Origin of the sequence: Jatrophihabitans lederbergiae (genome assembly GCF_031845305.1) — a bacterium.
In the GTDB taxonomy this organism is placed as follows: Bacteria; Actinomycetota; Actinomycetes; order Mycobacteriales; family Jatrophihabitantaceae; genus Jatrophihabitans_A; species Jatrophihabitans_A lederbergiae.
On the sequence record NZ_JAVREH010000008.1, the window covers coordinates 126,777 to 145,847 of the forward strand.

The window sequence follows — 19,071 nt, forward strand, 5'->3', positions numbered from 1 at the left end:
ACGCTGTGACGGGGGGCCAGCCGTCCCTCGCGGGCGGTGCCGGCTTCGGTCACTGAGCGCCGTCGCTCCGCAGAACCCTCAGAATCGCCGGCAGCAGGTTCCGCAGCGCGCGGCCGCGGTGGCTGATCTCGTCCTTCACCTGCGGTTCGAGTTCGGAGCTGGTCAGCTCGTAGCCGTCCGGAACGAAGATCGGGTCGTAGCCGAAGCCGTGCTCACCGCGTGGGTGCCGGATGATCCGGCCGGGCATCCGGCCCTCGGCAACCACCCGCTCACCCGTGGGAGTCACCAGTGCGGCGGCGCACAGGAAGGCCGCGCCCAACCGCTCGTCCGGAGTGTCGCTGAGCTGTTGCAGCACCAGGTTGAGGTTCGCGGTGTCGTCCTTGGCGCTACCGGCCCAGCGCGCCGACAGCACGCCCGGCATGCCGTTGAGCGCGTCGACCGCGAGCCCCGAGTCATCGGCCACCGCGATGAGCCCAGTGTGCGTGGCGGCCTCGGTGGCCTTGAGAAGCGCGTTCTCGGCGAAGGTGGCACCGGTTTCGGGGACCTCTTCGTACTCCTCGACATCGCTCAGGCCCAGCACCTCGACCGACAGCCGAGGCGCCAGGATCCGCCGCAGCTCGACCAGCTTGTGGGCGTTGCGGGTGGCGAGCAGGATCTGCCGGCTCATCCGCCGAGCGCCTTGTGCTGGTGCCCGGCAAGCTCCACGCAACCCGCGACGGCCAGGTCGAGCAAGGCGTCGAGCTCGTCGCGCCGGAACGGCACGCCCTCGGCGGTGCCCTGCACCTCGACGAACTCGCCGTTGCCGGTGACGACCACGTTCATGTCGGTCTCGGCGCGGACATCCTCTTCATACATCAGGTCCAGCCGCGGCTCGCCGTCGATCACGCCTACCGACACGGCCGACACGCTGTTGATCAGCGGGGTCTTCTTCGCCAGCGATCCCCGCTTGTCGAGCCAGCTGACGGCGTCGGCGAGCGCGACATAGGCGCCGGTGATGGCGGCGGTCCGGGTGCCGCCGTCGGCCTGGAGCACGTCGCAGTCGATGGCGACGGAGTTCTCGCCCAACGCGGACAGGTCCACCGCCGCGCGCAGCGAGCGCCCGATCAGCCGGGAGATCTCGTGGGTGCGGCCGCCGATCTTGCCGCGCACCGACTCGCGGTCGTTGCGGGTGAGGGTCGCCCGCGGCAGCATCGAGTACTCGGCGGTCACCCAGCCCAGCCCGCTGCCCCGGCGCCAGCGCGGCACGCCCTCGGTGACCGATGCGGCACACAGCACCTTGGTGTCACCGAACTCGATCAGCGCCGAGCCCTCGGCGTAGGCCTGCCAGTTTCGGGTGATGGTGATCGGACGAAGTTGGTCGGCGGCGCGGCCGTCGGGGCGTGAACTCATGCTGGTCAGACTATCCAGCGGCTCCGACACAACGAACCGGTCCTCGGTTACGGCTGAAAGCGGTGTCCCAGTCGATCAAGGCAGAATCGAGCCATGCGAAGTGACGTGATCGAGTTCCGTACCGGCGACCGCCCCCAGGTCCGTGACATCACCGAGGCCTGCGCCAGCTTCGTGGCGGATGAGGGTGACGGGCTGCTGAATGTGTTCGTGCCGCACGCCACCGCGGGCATCGCCATTCTGGAGACCGGCGCGGGCAGTGACGACGACTTGCTGAACGCTCTGCAGGCTCTGCTGCCGGCCGATGACCGGTGGCGGCACCGGCACGGCTCCCCCGGCCACGGCCGCGACCATGTGCTGCCGGCGATCGTCGCGCCGCATGCGACCGTTCCGGTGCTCGGCGGGGCGATCCAGCTCGGGGTGTGGCAGTCGATCTGCCTGGTGGACACCAACGTGGACAACGCGGTGCGCAAGGTGCGGCTGAGCTTTCTCACCGGCTGATTCGACCGGTCCCGACCGGTCCTGCGCCAGAACCGCTCAGCGGCCGGCACCCGCGGTGCTGAGCGTGGTTTGCACGCCGACGAAGCGCTGGGCCAGTTCCCCGAACGGCTCGGCGGAGCCGGTGGCCTCGAACCGGTGCTGGGGCCGCTCGGAGGAGTCCGGACGCAGCAGCTCGGCCGCGCTCAGCACCCGGTAGACGTCCTTGGCGGTCTCTTCGGAACTGGACACCAGCGTCACCTCGTCCCCGAGAATGACCGACAGCAGCCCGGTGAGCAGCGGGTAGTGGGTGCACCCGAGCACCAGGGTGTCGATGTCGGCAGCGATCAGCGGGCTCAGGTAGGACTCCGCCAGGCGCAGTAGCTCGGGGCCGTTGGTGACCCCTCGCTCGACGTAGTCGACGAACAGCGGGCAGGCCGCGGTCACGACCTGCAACGACGGAGCCGCCGTGAAGGCGTCCTGGTAGGCCCCGGAGGTGATGGTCGCGGTGGTACCGATGACCCCGACCCGCCCGTTGCGGGTGGCGGCCACCGCTCGGCGCACCGCGGGGCGGATGACCTCGACCACGGGAATGTCGTAGCGCTCGCGGGCATCGGCCAGGCAGGCGGACGAGGCGGAATTGCAGGCGATGACCAGCATCTTCACGCCGGACTCGACGAGGGAGTCCATCACCGACAGCGACTTCGCCCGGACGTCGGCAATGGACCGCGGGCCGTACGGGGAGTTCGCCGTGTCGCCGATGTAGTGCAGGGCCTCGTGGGGCAGCTGATCGAGCACAGCGCGAGCCACGGTGAGGCCGCCGACCCCGGAGTCGAACATTCCGATGGGACTGTCGACGAAGATGCTCACCGATCCAGAATACTGGTGTTCGGCCGCAGACCGGCCCTGCGACCCGGCTTGCGGGCGCTCGCGTGCAGCACCGCCCCGACGATCAGACCGGCCAGGAAGCCGGCGAGGTGGTCGCCCCAGAACACGTTGGCGTGCAGCTTCGGCAGCAGTCCCGAGAAGGTGCCGGAGAAGATGCAGACGACGGCCACGGCGATGGCGATCCACCGGATCTTGCGGCCGAACCAGGCGCGGGCGACGACGTAGCCCATCCAGCCGAAGATCAGCCCGCTGCACCCCAGGATCACCGTATGCGCCGGCGCCGCGAGCCAGGCGGTCAGGCCGCTGACCAGGCCGACCGCGAGCGTGACGATGGCGAAGTACCGACCGCCGGAGATCAGCATCAGCCAGCACAGCACGGCGAAGGGGACGGTCTCAGCCGCCAGCTGACCGACGTCGGCGTGCACGAACGGGCTCGCGACGATACCGACCAGGCCGGCGATCTCGCGTGGCTTGATCCCGAAGCGCAGCAGCCGGTGATCCAGCAGGGCGTCCACCCCGACGACGGCCCACAGCACCATCAGCGCGCCCCCGACGATGACGGCCGCCCCGCTCGGGCTCGCCGTCCGCAGCGCCCGCCGCAGACTGGTGCCGGCCAGCTCGGCGTTGCGCTGCCGCTTGCGGGCCGCGCGCTTGGACATTCCCGCGGGCGGTTCACCGGGTAGCGCGTTGGTCACCGGCCAACCGTACCGCTCCGGCTCAGGCCCAGAGCTGGCCTTCGAGCTTTTCGGCCGCCTGCTGCAGCGAGCCCGAGTACGCCCCCGTGGACAGGTACTTCCAGCCGCCGTCACAGATGAGAAACACGATGTCCGCGCGCTGGCCGGCCTTGAGCGCCCGGTCTGCGGTACCCAGGGCCGCATGCAGGATGGCACCGCTGGAGATGCCGGCGAAGATGCCCTCGTGCTCGACCAGGTCACGCGTCCGGCGCAGGGCGTCGTAGCTGGTCACCGAGAACCGTGAGGTCAGTACCGAGTCGTCGTACAGCTCCGGCACGAAGCCCTCGTCGATATTGCGCAGGCCGTACACCAGCTCGCCGTAACGCGGCTCGGCGGCGATCACCTGGATGCCCGGGACCTTCTCACGCAAGAAGCGACCCGCGCCCATCAGGGTTCCGGTGGTACCCAGCCCCGCGACGAAGTGGGTGATCGTCGGCATGTCGGCGAGCACCTCGGGACCGGTACCGTCGTAGTGCGCCTGGGCGTTCGCCGGGTTGCCGTACTGGTAGAGCATCACCCATTCCGGGTTCTCTTCGGCGAGCTGCTTGGCCATCGCGACCGCCTGGTTGGAACCGCCGGCAGCCGGCGACGAGACGATCCGCGCGCCGTACATCTCCAGCAGCTGGCGGCGCTCCTCGGAGGTGTTCTCGGGCATCACGCACACGATGCCGTAGCCCTTGAGCTTCGCGATCATAGCCAGTGAGATGCCGGTGTTGCCCGACGTCGGCTCCAGGATGGTGCAGCCAGGCGTGAGCCGGCCGTCAGCCTCGGCCGCCGCGACCATCGCCAGCGCGGCCCGGTCCTTGATCGAGCCGGTGGGGTTGCGGTCCTCGAGCTTGGCCCACAACCGGACCGGCGGCGCACTCTCGTCCGTCGACTCCCAGCGTGGTGACAGCCGCGGCAGTCCGACGAGCGGCGTGCCACCGACCGCCTCGGCCAGTGATTCGTAGCGTGTCACCGGATTACCGGCTGCCGCCGGCGATACCGGACTCCCGGCTGCCGCCGGCGATACCGGACTCCCGGCTACCGCCGGCGACGGCGGGGAGGATCGTGACAGCGTCCCCATCGGACAGCGCGGTGTCGAGCGAGCCGGTGAACCGGACGTCCTCGTCGTTGACATAGACGTTGACGAAGCGGTGCAGGGCGCCCTCGTCGGTGATCAGGCGGCCCTTGAGGCCGGCGTGCCGGCTCTCCAGGTCATCGAACAGGGCGGACAGGTTGGCGCCCTCGCCGGAAACGGACTTCTCGCCGCCGGTGTAGGTGCGCAGGATGGTCGGGATCTTGACCTCGACGGCCATCGGTACTCCTTCTGATCAGGGATTGCCGGCGCGGCATCGCAAGGAGCGAGGCGGCTACGCCGGGGTGACAGCGGGGGAACTACGAGTCGAAACGAGGAACCGCCGCCGAATATGTCCGGCGCGGCCGTGGCAGGCTGAATCAGTGACAGTCATAACAGACGACGGCGACAGTGTGGCCGAGCAGCACTCGCCTGATCGCGATCGTGAAGTGGCTAGTCAAGGCTGGCCACCACCTCGACCGGTTCTTCGGTGACGACACCGCCGAGAATCCGGTACGAGCGGAACTGGACGGAGTCCTGGTCGGCGGTGGACACCAGGACGTAGTGCGCGTTGGGCTCGGAGGCGAAGGAGATGTCCGTCCGGGACGGGTACGCCTCGGTGGCGGTGTGCGAGTGGTAAATGATCACCGGCTCCTCGTCGGCGTCGTCCATCTCGCGCCAGACCTTGAGCTGCTCGGTGGAGTCGAAGCGGTAGAACGTCGGTGAGCGCTCGGCGTTCAGCATCTCGACCATCCGCACCGGGCGGTCGGAGCCCAGCGGCCCCGCAACCACGCCACACGCCTCGTCCGGGTGGTCCCGGCGGGCATGGCCGACGATCGCGTCGTAGGTCACCGTCGACAGTCTCAGCACAATGGATCACGATATCGGGCGATGATCGGACGCCGCACCCCGCCTGGGCCGCTACTCCATCACGTTCAGGATCAGGGTGTCCTGCACCGCGGTCAGCCAGGAATAGATGTTGACGGACGGGTCGGTCTCGTCCAGCTCGTTGTCGTCGGTGATCTCGAGCCGGGTTCCGAGCGCCAGCCTCAGGTCGTTGAGCACCCGCAGCCAGCGGTCGGCTGCCTCGGCGTCGAGTTCCAGCCGGCCGCCGCCCTCGGGCAGCTCGGCCCGGCAGGCCTGCAACCGGCCGCTGCGCTCGGTGCGCAGGTCGGACTCGACGAGTCCGCGATACTCCTCGGAGGCCTCGTCGTCGTCGGTGTAGCCGTCGGGATAGAGGCGTTGGATGACGGGATCGGCCGGGTCGGGTTCTTCCAGCAGCAGGCCGAAGTCATCGAGCATGGCCGCCAGCAGGTCGACCTCGGTCCCGGTCAGGTCGACCCGGATCAGCGCGCCCCTGCGACGGGCCTTCACGAGTCGTGCTGGATGGTGGCCCAGAGGCCGTAGCCGTGCAGGGTGGCGGTGTCGCCTTCCATCCGCTCGCGCGGGCCGGAGGACACAACCGCCTTGCCCTTCTGGTGAACGTCGAGCATCAGCGCAGTCGCCTTGTCTTTGGGATAGCCGAACACCTTCATCAGCACGTGCGTGACATAGGACATCAGGTTCACCGGGTCGTTCCACACCACGGTGACCCAGGGCCGGTCCGCGTCGGCGAGCTCGTCGCTCTGCTGCTCGGCGGTCGCCTCCCGCTGCGGAGTGATAGTCGGCGTGGACATAGGTCCATGGTGGCACGCCACCCGAGGACCAGTGGCACGCCACCCGATGACCGGTGGCCGCGACGTGTCGAGGACCGGCGGCTTCTGCAACGATCACAGGATGGCCGACGAATCCTCCGCGCTGTTCACCGACCAGTACGAACTCACCATGCTCACCGCTGCCCTGGCCGACGGAACGGCCGGCCGCCGCTGCAGCTTCGAGGTCTTCGGGCGCCGGCTGCCCAACGGTCGCCGATACGGCGTGGTCGCCGGAGTGGCCCGGGTGCTGGACGCGGTTGCCGACTTCCGGTTCACCGGCACGCAGCTGGACGGGCTGCTCGCCGCGGACATCATCAACGCCCCGACCGCCGAGTTCCTGGCCGACTACCGGTTCACCGGCGACATCATCGGCTACGTCGAGGGCGAGCCGTACTTTCCGTACTCCCCCCTCCTCACGGTCACCGGCACCTTCGCCGAGGCGGTGCTGCTGGAGACGGTGGTGCTGTCGATCCTCAACCACGACTCCGCCGTTGCGGCGGCGGCGGCCCGGATGGTCAGCGCGGCAGGCGACCGCCCCATCATCGAGATGGGTTCTCGCCGGACGCACGAGGAGGCCGCGGTGGCCAGCGCCCGCGCCGCGTACCTGACCGGGTTCACCGCGACCTCGAACCTGGAGGCCGGGATGCGCTGGGGCATTCCGACGACCGGAACCTCGGCGCACGCCTTCACGCTGCTGCACGACACCGAACAGGCGGCGTTCGAGTCCCAGGTCGCCGCGATGGGCGTCGGCACCACGCTGCTGATCGACACCTACGACATCGGCCAGGGCATCGAGACCGCGGTGCGGGTCGCGGGTCCGAAGCTGGGCGCCATCCGGATCGACTCCGGCGACCTGGCCGCGGTCGCGCACCAGTCCCGCGCCCAGCTGGACGCCCTGGGCGCTATCGGAACGAAGATCGTGGTCAGCGGTGACCTGGACGAGTTCGCCATCGCCGCGCTGGCCGCCGCCCCGGTCGACAGCTACGGCGCCGGCACCGCGGTGGTCGTGGGGTCCGGGGTTCCGACGGCGGGCCTGGTCTACAAGCTGGTCGAGGTGGACGGCAGGCCAGTCACGAAGCGGAGCGAGAACAAGGGCAGCGTGGGCGGGCGGAAGCTGGCCTACCGGACGCACCGCGCCTCGGGTACGGCGACCGGTGAGCTCGCGGTCCAGGCCAGCGCCGGTCACCAGCCCTCGGACTCGGACCGGCTGCTGAGCGTGGATCTGATGCGCGAGGGGCAGCGCCTGTTCGACGCGAGCCTGGAGGAGTCCCGCGCCCACCACCAGGCCGCGATGGCGGTGCTGCCGTGGGAGGCGCTGAAGCTGTCCAAGGGCGACCCCGGGCTCGACGTCAGCGTCAGCTGACAGACAGGCCACCGTCAGCGTCAGCGTCAGCTGACAGACGGATCAGATAGACGGGCGGAGTGCGACCGAGCGGCCCCGATCAGGCGGTGTAGTAGCCGGCCTCAAGATCCTCGAGCAGTGTCGGCCCGGTCGGTCGCCAGCCAACGAGGCGGCGCGTGATCTCGGAGGAGGCGGGCTGGTCACCGCCGAGGATCGCGCCGAAGACGCCCAGCTGCCCCGGGTCGACGGCCGCGGCGGGCAGACCGGTTTTGGCCGCGATGACCTCGGCGACGTCGCGCATGGGGACGCCCTCTTCGCCGACCGCGTGCAGGACGGAACCGGCAGGTGCCTGCTCCAGTGCTAGCAAGAACAGGCGAGCGGCGTCACTGCGGTGGACGGCCGGCCAACGGTTGGAACCGTCTTCCACATAGGCGGCCGTCCCCAGCTGGCGGTCGAGGCCGACGAGCATGGCGATGAGGCCGTTATGATCGCCGTCGCCGTGGACGGTACGGGGCATCCGCACCAGACCCGAGCGGATACCCCGGTGAGACAGGGCGAGCACCGCGGTCGCGGTCCTGGCCCGCGCCCCAGCCGGACCGGCAGGATCCAGATCGTCGTCCTCCGTGGCGAGCCGTCCGAAAAGAATCGGGGTGCCGGACGCCGCGATGAACGCCTTTCCCGTGCCTTGGTAGGCGTCGCCGATTTTGTTGATCAGCTCGACCTCGTTGTCGACGGTTCCCTCGAATTCGGAGAAGTCCAGCGTGAAGGCCAGGTGGGCCACGGCATCGACCTTTCCCGCCTCCGACACGATGAGGTCGTGGTCCTGCATGTCTCCTCGCACCGCAGTACCGCCGGCGGCAACGATCTTCTTCGTGGAAGCTTCGGAGCGGGCGAGGCCGAGCACCTCATGACCCGCGTTGACCAGTTCTCTCGTCAGAGCAGTCCCAATCCAGCCCGACGCACCGGTGATGAAAACGCGCACGATCTCTCTCCATTGATGATGTGACTCAGTATCATCACTCTACCTGATGTGACTGAGTTACATCACGTAAGCTGACCGGATGGGGCGATGGGAACCGGACGCACGCGGCCGACTTCTTCGCGCCGCCCTCGAACTGTTCAGCGCACGCGGATACGAGGCCACGACGGCAGCTCAGATCGCTGAACACGCAGGCCTGACCAAGACCACCCTGTTTCGGCACTTCGCCGATAAGCGCGAGATCCTGTTTCAGGGACAGGAGCTGCTCATCACCCTCGCCACGGACGGAGTCGCAGGCGTTTGCCCGGACAGCACACCCTTCGACCTGCTTCGCGCGGGGGTTCTTTCGCTCTGCACCCCGCACGGCACGGAACAACGAGAGATCGGGCGGCAGCTCGACGCACTCCTGTCCTCAAGCCCAGAACTACAAGAGCGCGCCCTCTTCAAGCGATCGACTATCACCGCCGCGCTTCGCGAAGCGCTCACCACTCGCCTAGACGATCCTCGGCAGGCCGGCGTCCTGGCGGATGTGGGCATCCGCGCCTACTACGAAGGCTTCGACTCCTGGGTCAGGTCGAGCGACGACGGACCTCTGGCTGATGTTGTCAACCGCGAGCTTCAGGCCTACGAAGCGTCCCTGATCACCCTCTCGGACGCGCAGCCCGCCCCTTTCGCCTGAGGCACTGTCATGGTGATCACCCGACCGCTTCGGCGAGTCGACTGCTCGGCCTGAGCCGGGCAAACACGCAGCGCCGCGTGACGTTCAACGTACAACGACCGCGCCGTCGGCAACCTCGCTGTTCGCGACGTCGTTGTCGTCGAGCTGGCTGTCCGCGACCTCGATGTCGGAGCGCGGGATTCCGAGGATGTACAGCACCGCATCCAGGAAGGGCTGGTTGACCGACACCTCGGCGTTCGCGCGCAGGGCGGCCTTGGCGTTGAAGGCGATGCCCAGGCCGGCCGCGCGCAACATGTCGATGTCGTTGGCGCCGTCGCCGATGGCCACCGTCTGAGCCAGCGGTACGCCGAACTGCTCGGCGTACCGACGCAGCGCCGAGGCCTTGCCCGCGCGGTCCACCACGTCGCCGATAACTCGTCCGGTGAGCCGGCCGTCCCGAACCTCAAGGACGTTGGCCGCGGCGAAATCCAGTCCGAGCTCATCGACGAACCGGTCGGTGAGAGCAGTGAAGCCCCCGGACACCACGCCGACGGTGTAGCCGAGTCGCTTCAGCGTCCGCACCAGGGTCCGGGCGCCGGGGGTCAACACCAGGGCGTCGCGCACTCGCTCGACGTCGGCCACCGGCAGTCCGGCTAGCAGTTCGACCCGGGCGGTGAGGGACTCCGCGAAGTCCAGTGACCCGCCCATCGCCCCCGCGGTGATCGCCGTTACCTCGTCCAGCACTCCGGCGCAGCGCGCCAGCTCGTCGATGCCCTCGCCTTGCACCAGCGTCGAGTCCACATCAAGCACGACCAGCCGCTTCGCGCGCCGGGCAAGGCCTGCCGCCTCGACGGCGATGTCCAGCCCGGTCTCGGCAGCGGCTCGGGCCAGCGCCTCGCGAAGCGCCTCCTCGTCGGCGTCCCCCACGATCAGGTCGAGGCTGGACACCGGAAAGACCGACAGCTGGGTGACCGAGTCGATGTTGCCGCCGACGGCTGCGATCCGTTGGGCGACATCAGCCACGGCTCCCGGACGAAGTGGGTGACCGAGCAGGATGACATGCAGCTTGGACCGGTGCCGGGCCGGCACGGTGTCGACGGCGGATGCCTCGGTGACGACCAGTTCGTGCTCCATGCCGAGCGCGCCGCAGGCGGTCCGCAGCGAGCGGCGGAGCGGGGCGGGATCGCCTCGCAGCGACAGCACGACGCCGAGGATCAGCCGCTCCCGGATGACCACCTGCTCGACGTCGATCACGTCGGCGTCATGCGCGGCGAGCGCCCCGAACAGGGCGGCGGTCACTCCCGGGCGGTCGCGGCCGGTGACCGTGATCAGCACGTTGAGAGGTTGCATGGCTGCGGCCGTCAGCAACCGCGGACGGCGGCCGACGATGCCAGTTCTATGCCTGACCGCCCGGCTGAGGGTCGCGCTCGCCCTGACGCGCGCTATCCGTGCCGATGACGTTGCTACCGACACCGGCCGCGATCCGGTGCTTCTTGTCGGCGTGCGCCTCACGTTCCAGTTGCGGGATGAGGTGCGGGTAGTGGGCCTCGAAGGCCGGGCGCTCGGAGCGAATGCGGGGCATCGAGGTGAAGTTGTGCCGCGGTGGCGGGCAGGACGTTGCCCATTCGAGGGAGTTGCCGTGGCCCCACGGGTCATCGGCCAGCGCGACCTCGCCGTAACGGTAGGACTTGTAGACGTTGTAGAGGAACGGCAGCATCGAGGCGCCGAGGATGAACGAGCCGATCGTCGAGATGGTGTTCAGCGTCGTGAAGCCGTCGGTGGGCAGGTAGTCGGCGTAGCGGCGAGGCATGCCCTCGTCACCGAGCCAGTGCTGCACCAGGAACGTCATGTGGAACCCGAAGAAGGTCAGCCAGAAGTGCAGCTTGCCCAGGCGCTCGTCCATGTAGCGGCCGGTGAACTTCGGAAACCAGAAGTAGATGCCGGCGTAGGCGGCGAACACGATCGTCCCGAAGAGCACGTAGTGGAAGTGCGCTACCACGAAGTAGGTGTCGGACACGTGGAAGTCCAGCGGCGGGCTGGCAAGCAGCACGCCGGTCAAGCCACCGAACAGGAAGGTCACCAGGAAGCCGATGGAGAACAGCATCGGCGACTCGTAGGTGATCGAGCCTCGCCACAGCGTGCCGATCCAGTTGAAGAACTTCAGGCCGGTGGGCACCGCGATCAGGAAGGACATGAACGAGAAGAACGGCAGTAGCACCGCGCCGGTGGCGAACATGTGATGCGCCCAGACCGTAAGCGACAGCGCGCCGATCGAGAGGGTGGCAAGCACCAGGCCCTTGTAACCGAACAGCGGCTTGCGGGCGAACACCGGGAAGATCTCGGAGACCACGCCGAAGAACGGCAGCGCGAGGATGTAGACCTCTGGGTGACCGAAGAACCAGAACAGGTGTTGCCAGAGGATCGGTCCGCCGTTGGCAGCGGTAAAGACCTGCGCGCCGAGGTGGCGGTCGGCCCACAGCACCAGCAGCGCGGCGGTGAGAATCGGAAACGCCAGCAGCACGAGCAGCGAGGTCACCAGGATGTTCCAGGTGAAGATCGGCATCCGGAACATCGTCATGCCAGGCGCGCGCAGCGTGATCACCGTGGTGACCATGTTGACGCCACCGAGGATGGTGCCCAGGCCCGAAAGCGCCAGGCCGAGAATCCAGAGGTCCATGCCCGTCGACGGCGAGTTGACCGCGTCGCTGAGGGGCGTGTAGAACGTCCAGCCGACGTCAGCGGCACCGCCGGGCGTCGCGAAGCCGAGGCACGCGACCGTGGCGCCGAACAGATAGAGCCAGTACGAGAAGGCGTTCAGCCGGGGAAAGGCGACGTCCGGAGCGCCGATCTGCAGCGGCAGCACCAGGTTGGCGAAGGCGAAGACGCTGGGCGTCGCGAAGAACAGCAGCATGATCGTGCCGTGCATGGTGAAGAGCTGGTTGTACTGCTCCGGCGTGAGGAACTGCATGCCCGGACGGGCCAGCTCGGCGCGCATGACCAGCGCGAGCAGACCGCCGATCATGAAGAAGGTGAACGAGGTCACCATGTACATCCGGCCGATCAGCTTGTGGTCGGTCGTCCGCAGCAGCTGCAGGAACAGCGAGCCCTTGGCGATCGGTGACGCCGGGAAGGGTCGGGTGATGATCGGCGACGGCTCGAGGTCGAGAGGGTTGCCCGCCGCGGTTGTTTCTGCGGCGTCTGCAGTCGTGGTCAAGCGAGCCTCCGGTCCCAAAACAAGCTGAAGAGGTCCCGGCGACATGGACGCGGTCGCCGAAGCCCTCTGCGGACGAGGATAGCTACCGGTTCTCGGCGCGGCAGCACCGACCCGGCGGGCTAAGTTGGCGTCATGGCATCGATCCATGGTCCCCGCGAGCTCGTCGACCTCATCGCAACCCGGCACGCCGGGGTGCTCACGACGCTGAAATCCGACGGGCGCCCGCAGCTGTCCAACGTCACGTACGCCTTCTACCCCGAGCCGGGTGATCCGGCGGCCGGCCTGATCCGGGTCTCGATCACGGCTGACCGCGCGAAGTACAAGAACTTGCTGCGCGACCCCCGCGCCAGCCTGCACGTGACGACGGATGATTTCTGGGCGTACGCGGTCGCCGAGGCCCAGGCGGATCTGAGTCCGGTCGCTACCGACCCCGCCGACGCCACCGTGGACGAGCTGGTGCGGCTGTACCGCGACGTCCAGGGCGAGCATCCGGAGTGGGATGAGTACCGGCGCGTGATGGTGAGCGACCGGCGAGTGGTGCTACGGCTGCCGATCGAACGGGTGTACGGGATGCCGCCGCGCGGCTGAACCGCCCCGCAGCTGAGCCGCCCCGATACTGGGGGCGGCTGAAATGAGAGGCTGGAGGCCGAGCGCCGACAGCGAGCGCGGTTTCTGCACCCGAAGCAGGAAGGGCATCAGAGCATGAGCTTGACAATCGGCTACAAGGCATCCGCGGAGCAGTTCGGCCCCCGGCAGCTGCTCGACTACGCGGTGCAGGCCGAAGAGGTCGGTCTGGATAGTGTGACCATCTCCGATCATTTTCAGCCGTGGCAGCACGACGGCGGCCACGCCCCGTTCTCGCTGTCCTGGCTGGCGGCCGTGGGCGAGCGCACCTCGCGGGTCCAGCTCGGCACCAGTGTGATGACGCCGACGTTCCGCTACAACCCGGCGGTGGTCGCCCAGGCCTTCGGCACCCTGGCGTGCCTGTACCCGAACCGGATCATGCTCGGCATCGGCACCGGCGAGGCGCTGAACGAGGTGGCGGTGGCCCGGCTCGAGTGGCCGGACTTCAAGGAGCGGTTCGCGCGGCTGCGGGAGTCAGTCGAACTGATCCGCACGCTGTGGAGCCAGGAGCGCGTCACCTTCGACGGCGAGTATTACCAGACCTCGGACGCGACGGTGTACGACCGTCCGGACGAGGGTGTGCCGATCTACGTCGCTGCGGGCGGTCCGCTGGTCGCCAGGTACGCCGGCCGAGTGGGTGACGGCTTCATCTGCACCTCGGGCAAGGGCCGTGAGCTGTACGAGGACAAGCTGATGCCCGCCGTGGACGAGGGCCTGGCCCAGTCCGGACGGGACCGCTCGCAGCTGGACCGCATGATCGAGATCAAGCTGTCCTTCGATCCCGATCTGGACCAGGCGCGGGAGAACACGCGGTTCTGGGCGCCGCTGTCGCTGACCGCGGAGCAGAAGCACGGCCTGCACGACCCGGTCGAGATGCAGGCGGCCGGGGCTGCGCTGCCGATCGAGCAGGTCGCCAGCCGCTGGATCGTCACCAACGATCCGCAGGAAGCACTGGAGGCGATCAAGCCGTACGTGGACTTCGGGTTCAACCACCTGGTGTTCCACGGCCCGGGCCATGACCAGTCCCGGTTCCTGACGTCGTTCAGCGAACAGGTCGTGCCACTGCTGCGCGAACTCGGCTGAGCACCGTTACAGAGGTCTCCGTACCGATCGACCCCCGCGGGGTGACCAAACCAGTTATGCTATTTTAGTGACGATACCGTCACGCAGAGTCACCAAGTGGTGGCCCTCGAATCGCTGACCGGTCAGGAACACCATGAAGAGAGTTCTCGCGGGCGCGTCCACGGCTGCCGTGGTCTGCGCGCTCGTGTCAGTCACCTCCCCGGCCGCGCACGCGGCCGGGGCAACCCTGTCGGTGCCGTCGCGCTACCGGACGATCACCGCGGCCATCGCGGCCGCGCGCAGCGGCGACACCGTGCTGGTCGCTCCCGGCACCTACCGCGAGAACATCACCATCTCGGGCAAGTACGTGAAGGTCAAGGCGTCCTCGTCCAACCCGGCGCAGACGGTCATCGCGGGCAACTCCGGTCGCAGCCCCGTCATGTTCCAGAACGTGCCGTCCTCCGGCGGGGCGTCCCTGCAGGGCTTCCGGATCGTGTCGGGCTCGGCTCCGAGCGGGCAGGGCGGCGCCATCACGGTCGCCAACAACGCCAGCCCGAGGATCCAGGGCAACGACATCGAGTCGAACAGGTCCGAGGACGGCGGCGGGATTCTGGTCTACAACCACTCCAGCCCGACCATCATCTACAACACCATCAAGAACAACACCGCCAGCACGTTCGGCGGCGGGGTCTTCGCGGTGATCGGCTCCAGCCCGCAGATCTACGGCAACACCATCACCGGCAACCATGCCTACGGCGGCGGCGGGATCTATCTCGAGGACGACGTCTCACACACCTCGTACCGGTCGACGCCTAACGTCAGCCGTAACAACATCACCAACAACCGGGCGAGCCAGGCCGGCGGCGGGATCATGCTGCGCACCGGCGTCAACGCGGTGATCGCCCGCAACACCATCTCGGGCAACGCCGCGCCGTACGGCGGCGGAATCCACCTCGAGACGACCGGCAGCACACCGACCGTGACGACGAACGTGATCACCGGCAACTCCGCCATCACCTCGGCCTCGCAACCCGGTTCCGGCAGCGGCGGTGGCATCGCCGTGTTCGGCAAGTCGCGTCCCGGCATCGGGCACAACACCATCACCGGAAACCGCGCGTCGAAGTTCGGCGGCGGCATCGTCCTCGCCGAAAGTTCGGTGTCGGTCGTGACCGGCAACAACATCGCCAAGAACTCGGTCGTCGGCACCGAGGCCGGGGCGGCGGGCGGCGGCATCTTCGAGGCGAACTCCGACTCCCAGATGGTCAACAATGTGTTGCGCCAAAACACCGCGCCGGTCGGCGGCGGGGTCGCGGTGAGCGGAACCGGGTCGTGGACGCTGGTGAACAACACGGTGGTGTCCAACACCGCGACACAGGGCGGTCAGGCCGCCGGCGGCGGGCTCTACGTCTCCCGCAAGACTTCGGGCAAGATGTCCGTCGTCAACAACGTCTTCAACAGCAACAACGACTACCAGATTTTCGAGTACGGGGCCTTCGCGACCTATTACAACAACCTGGTGACCAACGACGGCCGGGGAATGTTCTTCAGCTTCTCGGCGCACCCCATCACGACCATCAGCGCGCTGAACAACAGTGCCCAGGTCTACGCGGTCGACAACGTCACCGGCAGCCCGGGCTTTCTCAACGGGCCGGCCTTCGACTACCGCATCGCGGCATCGTCGCCGGCGGTAGACACCGCCCGGTCCGTCGGTGCGCCGACGGTCGACATCCGCAACGTGCACCGGCCGACCGGCGTGCGCGCGGACATCGGGGCATACGAGTACAAGCCCGGCGCCTGAGCTGACCAGCAGTGGGTCGGCTATGCCGACCCACTGCTGGGGCCTCCAGGGGTCTGACGCTGTTGGGCAGGCTACTTCGTGATGGCTACTTCGTGATGGCGTCGATGGTCTTCTTGAGGCCCTTGGGCTCGGTCGGGCTGTGCGGAGCGGTCTTCTTCATCTCGATCAGCCGCTCACCGAGCTCGGACAGCTGCTTGCGTCCGAGCCCCTCGCGGACCTTGGGGAACCACTCGTCCTCCTCTTCCTCGATGTGGTGAGTGACGTTCTCGATCAGGACGGTCGTCTTGGCGTCGAAGCGCTCGGCATCCGGCGTCATCGCACCGAGCTCGAGGCAGAGGACGTCGGCGACGTGGTGCTCCTCGTAGGACTCCAGCACGTCGTCCTCGAGGTCGGGCAGCAACCGGCGGACCTCCGGGTAGATCAGCTCGTTCTCGACGTAGGTGTGCATCGTGAGCAGCTCGATCATCCTGGTGACGAGCTCGCCCTTCTTCTCGGTGGCGTCCTCGCCGGCCTGCTCGAACTGCTTGAACACGCTCTTGATCTCTTTGTGGTCTTCCTTCAACAGCACCAGGGCGTCTGTGGACACGAGTCCTCCTCGTCGAACTGAGAGCCGCACGCTGCTTGGCGACGATGAAGCTTTGGCACGAGGTTAGCGGTCCGGGGTGACGGTTCGCCGCCGACCACGGGAACCTTCCGCGACCGCGGCGCTAGAAGGCAGTGTACCCGCCGTCGATGGTGAGCACGGACCCCGTCATGAACGACGCGGCCGGACTGGCCAGGAAGACCACCGAGGGCGCGATCTCGTCCGGAGTCGCCGCGCGGCCCATCGGGGCATCGTCCAGCCAGTACCGCTTGAACTGCGGGTCCTCCAACGGGGTCATCTCCGTCTTGACGTAGCCCGGTGCGACCGCGTTCACCCGGACTCCCTTCGGCGCCCACTCGGCGGCGAGGGACCTGGTCAGGTGATGCACGCCGGCCTTCGAGGCGTTGTACGCCGGCTGCCACTGCGGCCGGTTCACGATGTCGCCCGACATCGACCCGACATTGACGATGGCACCGCCGCCGGCCTCGATCATCGACCGGCCGAACACCTGGCACCCGTTGAAGACGCCGGTGAGGTTCGTGCCGATGACCTGGTCCCAGTCCGCCGGCGTCACCTCCAGCGCCGGTGCGTGGATGCAGGTGCCGGCGTTGTTGATCAGTACGTCCACCCGGCCATGGTCGGCGAGGATCTGAGCCGCGGCGCCCTCGACCTCGGCGTGACTGGACATGTCACCGCGGTACGCCGAGGCGGTGATTCCCTTGTCGCGCAGCGCTGTCAGGACCTCTTCGCTCTTGGCCTCGTCACGGGCGAGGATGGCGATGCTGGCGCCGGCCTCGCCGAGCGCGTGCGCGAAGGCCTCGCCCAGCCCGCGGTTTCCGCCGGTCACCACGGCGACCTTGCCGGGCAGGGCGAACGAGTCGAGCACTGTCATGGCCACTCCTTGGAATTGCTGTCGAGCAGCGTGACCTCCGTCGTTCGGAGACGCTGGAGGGTCCACGCTTGCATGGACGAACCCGAACCGGCCATGCCGGGTCCAGCGCGCGCTGTACGCGGTACCGCCCGGCAGGGTGGCGCTCACGCTGACCAAGGTGGCCACCTTCGTCGCCCACGGCGGACCGGACACGATGACATCCCGAACCTCGAAGTGCGGGTTGGGCGGTAAGTGACTCGGGGACCATGGTGGTGTCAGCCCGTCACGGTCGCAGGGCCCAGTGGAGCGACTCGCGTAGTGCCGGCCGCCACACGCTGTAGGTGTGGTCGCCAGGTCGGGTATGGAGTTGCACTGTCAGGCCAGCTGCGCGAAGTAGGGAGGCGATGCTCTGCATCTGGTGCAGAACCGTGCGATCAACGGTGCCGCAGTCGAGCCAGATTCGCGTCTGGGGGCCGGCTTCGAGCGAGGAAGCGTACGACGCGGGGGTGTTCGACGCTGCCAGAGCTGATTCATTCCTGCCGAACAGGGTTTTCAGGCCGCCAGCGTGCGTGGGTGCTGTAAAACCGGAGAGGTCAAGGATGGTCGCCGTGAGCTCCCGGTGGCGTAGACCCAAGTTGAGCGCACAGTAGCCGCCAGCCGACATGCCGCCGAAGATCCGACCGCTCCTTGCCTTGATGGTGCGAAAGGATCGGTCCACCGCTGGTATCACGTCCCTGACCAGGTGGGTTTCCACGCGCTCATGAATACCGTCGACGCATTCGGGATCATCCAGCCAGTTACGGCTCATCTGTGGTGCTACCTCGATGACCGGAAGGTCCTGGCGGGCGAGGAACCGACCGGTCACGTCGGCCGCTCCCCCGTGGAACCAGTCCTTTTGCATCCCCGGCGAACCGTGAAAGAGATATACGACCGGAAACCGCGCCATCGGCTGACTGAAGTACTGCGGAGGTAACCAGACCCAGGCGCGAGTCTTTCCGAAGCCGCTGCCGTCGTCCGGAATGACCAGCGTTGCCAACTGGCCCCGAACCTGGGTCGGAACCGGAGCTTTGGTCGTCGCGCGGCCCATCTCCAGCTGAGGGGGCGGACGGTGGACGACCTCGTCAACCACATCACTGACATTGGGCAGATAGGAGTAGTAGGAGTTGAATCCGTCGGCTACGAGCACGAGCGTCAGAAGAGCCGCCGCGACGGCCGAAGTGATCCGACGCCAATGTGAAGCCCGGCGCCGTCGCCGGCGCAGTGTGGATATCCAGGCTGCGGTGGTGATGAAGGCCAGCACCAGCAGGAACCTCGTGGACACGACGGTCAGACCAGCCAGCATGCTCACCCACCATGTGTACCCACTCGCTGCCATCTGTACAAGTATCTGAGGAAGTCGCGTGCCAGGGTGCGCACAGGACAGCCCAAGCTGAGAACTGGCCGTGGAGTTCGCGGCGGCAAGGGTGGCAACGGGCGTGCACGGAATAGAGTGCTGGAGGCTCTCCCCCCGTCTGGATCGGATCGTGTACATGGTTACCGCCTCATCAGAGATCGGCTTCTCATCAGACAGTCGCTTTGACTTCGACGTGGTTGTGGTTGGTGGGGGTGGGCATGTTGGTTTGCCGTTGGCGATCGCGTTTGCTGATCGGGGTCTGCGGGTGGCGATTTTTGATGTGAATGAGCTGGCGGTGAAGACGATCCTGG

General features: G+C 67.7%; 21 protein-coding genes and 1 pseudogene. 7 read left to right on the plus strand and 15 right to left on the minus strand.

Going from position 1 to position 19,071, the window contains the following annotated elements:
* Nucleotides 1–49 precede the first annotated feature (49 nt).
* Nucleotides 50–667 carry an RdgB/HAM1 family non-canonical purine NTP pyrophosphatase gene (rdgB, locus tag RM423_RS09165; RefSeq protein ID WP_311422715.1) on the minus strand — a complete coding sequence of 206 codons (618 nt, stop codon included), beginning with the start codon at nucleotides 665–667 and terminating at the stop codon, nucleotides 50–52.
* On the minus strand, nucleotides 664–1,389 hold the full coding sequence (gene rph, locus RM423_RS09170) for a ribonuclease PH (RefSeq protein WP_311422716.1): 726 nt from the start codon (nucleotides 1,387–1,389) through the stop codon (nucleotides 664–666). Before rph ends, rdgB begins: the two co-directional genes overlap by 4 nt.
* Nucleotides 1,390–1,482: 93 nt before the next feature.
* Here rph and RM423_RS09175 point away from each other — a divergent pair, with 93 nt between their 5' ends.
* Nucleotides 1,483–1,887, plus strand: coding sequence for a YjbQ family protein (locus tag RM423_RS09175; protein ID WP_311422717.1), 405 nt, complete (start codon nucleotides 1,483–1,485; stop codon nucleotides 1,885–1,887).
* Between the two features lie 36 nt (nucleotides 1,888–1,923).
* On the opposite strand, the gene murI is transcribed toward RM423_RS09175, so the two are convergent.
* The 7 genes from murI to clpS all read right to left on the minus strand — a co-directional run bounded on the left by murI (nucleotide 1,924) and on the right by clpS (nucleotide 6,218).
* The gene (murI, locus tag RM423_RS09180; RefSeq protein ID WP_396327662.1) at nucleotides 1,924–2,703 is read right to left on the minus strand and encodes a glutamate racemase; all 780 of its coding nucleotides are present in this window, start codon (nucleotides 2,701–2,703) and stop codon (nucleotides 1,924–1,926) included.
* 26 nt (nucleotides 2,704–2,729) lie between these two features.
* Nucleotides 2,730–3,446 (minus strand): rhomboid family intramembrane serine protease, encoded by a 717-nt coding sequence (locus RM423_RS09185; RefSeq protein WP_311422719.1) that lies wholly within the window; start codon nucleotides 3,444–3,446, stop codon nucleotides 2,730–2,732.
* A gap of 22 nt (nucleotides 3,447–3,468) precedes the next feature.
* Entirely contained in the window at nucleotides 3,469–4,443 is a 975-nt protein-coding gene (locus RM423_RS09190) for a PLP-dependent cysteine synthase family protein (protein ID WP_311422720.1), read from the minus strand.
* 4 nt (nucleotides 4,444–4,447) lie between these two features.
* A complete protein-coding gene (locus RM423_RS09195) occupies nucleotides 4,448–4,783 on the minus strand; it encodes a MoaD/ThiS family protein (protein WP_311422721.1) in 336 nt (111 codons plus the stop codon).
* Nucleotides 4,784–4,995: 212 nt separating this feature from the next.
* Nucleotides 4,996–5,412 carry a M67 family metallopeptidase gene (locus RM423_RS09200; protein WP_311422722.1) on the minus strand — a complete coding sequence of 139 codons (417 nt, stop codon included), beginning with the start codon at nucleotides 5,410–5,412 and terminating at the stop codon, nucleotides 4,996–4,998.
* A 51-nt stretch (nucleotides 5,413–5,463) separates the two neighbouring features.
* Nucleotides 5,464–5,916, minus strand: a complete 453-nt coding sequence (locus RM423_RS09205) for a DUF2017 family protein (protein ID WP_311422723.1) — start codon at nucleotides 5,914–5,916, stop codon at nucleotides 5,464–5,466.
* Nucleotides 5,913–6,218 carry an ATP-dependent Clp protease adapter ClpS gene (gene clpS, locus RM423_RS09210; RefSeq protein WP_311422724.1) on the minus strand — a complete coding sequence of 102 codons (306 nt, stop codon included), beginning with the start codon at nucleotides 6,216–6,218 and terminating at the stop codon, nucleotides 5,913–5,915. The genes RM423_RS09205 and clpS overlap by 4 nt, the downstream gene beginning before the upstream one ends.
* Nucleotides 6,219–6,318: 100 nt before the next feature.
* Between clpS and RM423_RS09215 the strand changes: the two genes are divergently transcribed.
* Nucleotides 6,319–7,599, plus strand: coding sequence for a nicotinate phosphoribosyltransferase (locus RM423_RS09215; protein WP_311422725.1), 1,281 nt, complete (start codon nucleotides 6,319–6,321; stop codon nucleotides 7,597–7,599).
* A 79-nt stretch (nucleotides 7,600–7,678) separates the two neighbouring features.
* On the opposite strand, the gene RM423_RS09220 is transcribed toward RM423_RS09215, so the two are convergent.
* Nucleotides 7,679–8,560, minus strand: coding sequence for an SDR family oxidoreductase (locus RM423_RS09220; RefSeq protein WP_311422726.1), 882 nt, complete (start codon nucleotides 8,558–8,560; stop codon nucleotides 7,679–7,681).
* 79 nt (nucleotides 8,561–8,639) lie between these two features.
* Between RM423_RS09220 and RM423_RS09225 the strand changes: the two genes are divergently transcribed.
* On the plus strand, nucleotides 8,640–9,236 hold the full coding sequence (locus RM423_RS09225; protein ID WP_311422727.1) for a TetR/AcrR family transcriptional regulator: 597 nt from the start codon (nucleotides 8,640–8,642) through the stop codon (nucleotides 9,234–9,236).
* Nucleotides 9,237–9,320: 84 nt separating this feature from the next.
* Here RM423_RS09225 and serB read toward each other — a convergent pair whose 3' ends face one another.
* Both serB and ctaD read right to left on the minus strand, forming a co-directional pair.
* On the minus strand, nucleotides 9,321–10,565 hold the full coding sequence (gene serB, locus RM423_RS09230; protein ID WP_311422728.1) for a phosphoserine phosphatase SerB: 1,245 nt from the start codon (nucleotides 10,563–10,565) through the stop codon (nucleotides 9,321–9,323).
* Nucleotides 10,566–10,611: 46 nt separating this feature from the next.
* Nucleotides 10,612–12,360 carry an aa3-type cytochrome oxidase subunit I gene (gene ctaD, locus RM423_RS09235; RefSeq protein WP_396327663.1) on the minus strand — a complete coding sequence of 583 codons (1,749 nt, stop codon included), beginning with the start codon at nucleotides 12,358–12,360 and terminating at the stop codon, nucleotides 10,612–10,614.
* 201 nt (nucleotides 12,361–12,561) lie between these two features.
* Between ctaD and RM423_RS09240 the strand changes: the two genes are divergently transcribed.
* From RM423_RS09240 to RM423_RS09250, 3 genes are all read left to right on the plus strand, one after another.
* Entirely contained in the window at nucleotides 12,562–13,017 is a 456-nt protein-coding gene (locus RM423_RS09240; RefSeq protein WP_311422730.1) for a PPOX class F420-dependent oxidoreductase, read from the plus strand.
* A gap of 114 nt (nucleotides 13,018–13,131) precedes the next feature.
* On the plus strand, nucleotides 13,132–14,136 hold the full coding sequence (gene fgd / locus RM423_RS09245; protein WP_311422731.1) for a glucose-6-phosphate dehydrogenase (coenzyme-F420): 1,005 nt from the start codon (nucleotides 13,132–13,134) through the stop codon (nucleotides 14,134–14,136).
* Nucleotides 14,137–14,269: 133 nt separating this feature from the next.
* Complete coding sequence (locus RM423_RS09250) at nucleotides 14,270–15,913, plus strand: right-handed parallel beta-helix repeat-containing protein (RefSeq protein ID WP_311422732.1); 1,644 nt, start codon at nucleotides 14,270–14,272, stop codon at nucleotides 15,911–15,913.
* An 85-nt stretch (nucleotides 15,914–15,998) separates the two neighbouring features.
* On the opposite strand, the gene RM423_RS09255 is transcribed toward RM423_RS09250, so the two are convergent.
* From RM423_RS09255 to RM423_RS09265, 3 genes are all read right to left on the minus strand, one after another.
* A complete protein-coding gene (locus RM423_RS09255) occupies nucleotides 15,999–16,499 on the minus strand; it encodes a hemerythrin domain-containing protein (protein ID WP_311422733.1) in 501 nt (166 codons plus the stop codon).
* 121 nt (nucleotides 16,500–16,620) lie between these two features.
* Entirely contained in the window at nucleotides 16,621–17,388 is a 768-nt protein-coding gene (locus RM423_RS09260) for an SDR family NAD(P)-dependent oxidoreductase (protein ID WP_311422734.1), read from the minus strand.
* A 262-nt stretch (nucleotides 17,389–17,650) separates the two neighbouring features.
* Nucleotides 17,651–18,709: an alpha/beta hydrolase gene (locus tag RM423_RS09265; protein WP_311422736.1), complete on the minus strand. Its 1,059-nt coding sequence runs from the start codon at nucleotides 18,707–18,709 to the stop codon at nucleotides 17,651–17,653.
* 181 nt (nucleotides 18,710–18,890) lie between these two features.
* Between RM423_RS09265 and RM423_RS09270 the strand changes: the two are divergent.
* Nucleotides 18,891–19,071, plus strand: a pseudogene (locus RM423_RS09270) (hypothetical protein); the annotation flags it as partial.